The organism is Vibrio sp. 10N.222.48.A3 (assembly GCF_041475345.1).
In the GTDB taxonomy this organism is placed as follows: Bacteria; Pseudomonadota; Gammaproteobacteria; order Enterobacterales; family Vibrionaceae; genus Vibrio; species Vibrio tasmaniensis_A.
This window is the reverse complement of record NZ_JBFRVX010001468.1, coordinates 1-2,391: the sequence shown is the minus strand read 5'-3', so window position 1 is coordinate 2,391 and position 2,391 is coordinate 1. Positions and strand designations below refer to the sequence as shown.

The following is a 2,391-nucleotide window of genomic DNA, read 5'->3' as shown; positions in this document are numbered from 1 at the left end:
CAGAATGTGGCCCTAATAAATCAAGAAAAACTGGTTGTTTATACAGTTAACATTCAACAATTCGTTGTATAGCTATTTTCCTGACGACATCTATAAGAACTCGACGAACTTTGAGAAGTCACGCTCTGGCACTTTCATTGGCGTACAGCCCGGAGTACCTAGGTATAGGAAACCAACAATTTCATCGTCGCCTTCTAAGCCGAAAGCTTGGTGCACTTCAGGGTGGAACATCCATTTACCTGAACGCCAAAAACCTTGGAAGCCTTGTGCAACTGCGGCCATTTGCATTGCTTGCGCAGCACAACCCGCAGACAGGTGTTGTTCGAATGCTGGCACTTTTTCGTGCTCAGTTACCTTTGCGATGATAGTGATCACCATTGGAGCTCGAAACGGCGCTTTTTTAACTTTCTCAATGACCGCTTCTTCGCTCTCGTCAGCTTGTGCTGCACGAACCAAAATATCAGAGAGCTTCTGTAACCCTGAGCCTTGTGCGATAACAAAGCGCCATGGTGTCAATGCGCCGTGGTCTGGAGCACGTAAGCCCGCTTTAATGATATTTTCTAACGCCACACCTTCAGGTGCCGGATCAGAGAGTTTTGCGATTGAGCGCCTGTTGAGCAATAGATCCAAAGCATCCATTTGAAGTCCTTACTAATTTTTATTGTTTGTATAATTGAACTGTAGCACAGAACACAAACGATAATAAATCTCAACGGCTGTCTATTTGAAGCAATATTTGAAACGACACTAGAAACAACAAAGGCCCCTAAATCTATGACTTAGGAGCCTTATTTATCTGTCTAGTCCAAGCTTAGTTACCCGTCTAGTTCAGCTTATTGAACTTTCTGATTCAAACTTATCAAACGAGAACATTCTGTTTGTTGTTAAAGCTTAATAGCTAACTCAACACCTTGGCGAATCGCACGCACGGCATCCAGTTCACCCGCGTAATCGGCACCGCCTATCACGTGTAGTTTGCCACCAAACTCTTGCCACATGTCTTCGAATGGACGAACCGAAACTTGGCCCGCACACACGATAACGGAATCGGCATCGAGTACCTGATCTTTCTTACCAACGCTAATATGCAGACCTTGGTCGTCAATCTTGTTGTAGCTCACGCCACCAAGTAAGTTCACACCACGTTTTTCTAATGTGCGTTTATGAATCCAACCTGTAGTCTTACCCGGGCCTTTACCCACTCGACCGGCTTTACGCTGCATCACCCAAACCGTTTTATCACTGAACGAATCAGGGTAAGGATAAAGTCCACCTGGGTGCTCCATATTCTTATCAATGCCCCACTCATGCAGCCAGTCGTCCAAGCTATGAGAAGTCGGCTCTGTCAGCATAGTTGCCACATCAATACCAATACCACCGGCACCAACAATCGCGACTTTTTCTCCTACTGGTGTCTTTTCACGAATCAAGGTTTGATAGTCGACTACGTTTTCTTGATCTATCCCTTCAATATCAAGCTTTCTGGGTTCAACACCAGCAGCCATCACGACTTCATCGTACTTCAACAACATCTCAAACGTCGCTTCAGTATCCAGTTTTAAGTTCACGCCTGATGCATCTATTTGGTTAGCAAAGTAACGAATCGTTTCTCTGAACTCTTCTTTACCCGGAATCTGCATTGCCAATCTAAATTGTCCACCGATGCGGTCATTTTTCTCAATCAAGTCAACTGTGTGTCCACGCTGCGCTAACGTTGTCGCACAAGCTAGACCTGCGGGGCCAGCACCGACTACGGCAATAGTTTTAGTGGCTTGAGCAGGTTGCACAACAATTTCAGTTTCGTAACAAGCGCGAGGGTTAACTAAGCAGCTCGCTCTTTTACCTTTGAATACGTTATCAAGACAAGCTTGGTTACAACCGATACAGGTGTTAATGAACTGCGCTCGGTCTTGAGCGGCTTTATTAACAAAGTCAGGGTCAGCCAAGAATGGACGAGCCATTGATACCATGTCGGCCTGTCCTGAACTAAGGATACGCTCGGCCTCTTCTGGAGTATTGATGCGGTTACATGTCACCACTGGGATCGACACGTATGGTTTCACTTTTTCCGTCACCCAAGAGAAAGCACCACGTGGTACCTGAGTCGCAATCGTAGGAACACGAGCTTCGTGCCAACCGATACCAGTGTTGATAATGGTCACGCCCGCTTCTTCAAGCTTCTGAGCCAGAAGGACAACATCTTCGAATGTGCTGCCTTGCTCAACCAAATCCAGCATCGATAAACGGAAAATAATGATGAAATCTTTACCCACCGCTTCGCGAATCGATTTAACGATCTCTAGCGGGAAACGCATACGCTTCTCATAAGAACCGCCCCATTCGTCATAACGCATGTTGGTACGTTTACAGATAAATTGGTTAATCAAGTAA

The 2,391-nt window shown here is 45.8% G+C and carries 2 protein-coding genes; both read right to left on the bottom strand.

Annotation, left to right across the window (positions count from 1 at the left end; translation table 11 throughout):
* Positions 1 to 90: 90 nt before the first annotated feature.
* Positions 91 to 639, bottom strand: a complete 549-nt coding sequence (locus AB4653_RS27170) for an NAD(P)H nitroreductase (RefSeq protein WP_009848708.1) — start codon at positions 637 to 639, stop codon at positions 91 to 93.
* A gap of 245 nt (positions 640 to 884) precedes the next feature.
* On the bottom strand, positions 885 to 2,391 hold a 1,507-nt coding region (locus AB4653_RS27165), incomplete at its 5' end, for an FAD-dependent oxidoreductase (RefSeq protein WP_372105792.1).

Bases quoted from the DNA above. Each gene is read 5' to 3' on its own strand.
- AB4653_RS27170 (WP_009848708.1), bottom strand. From the start codon at position 639: ATGGATGCTTTGGATCTATTGCTCAACAGGCGCTCAATCGCAAAACTC.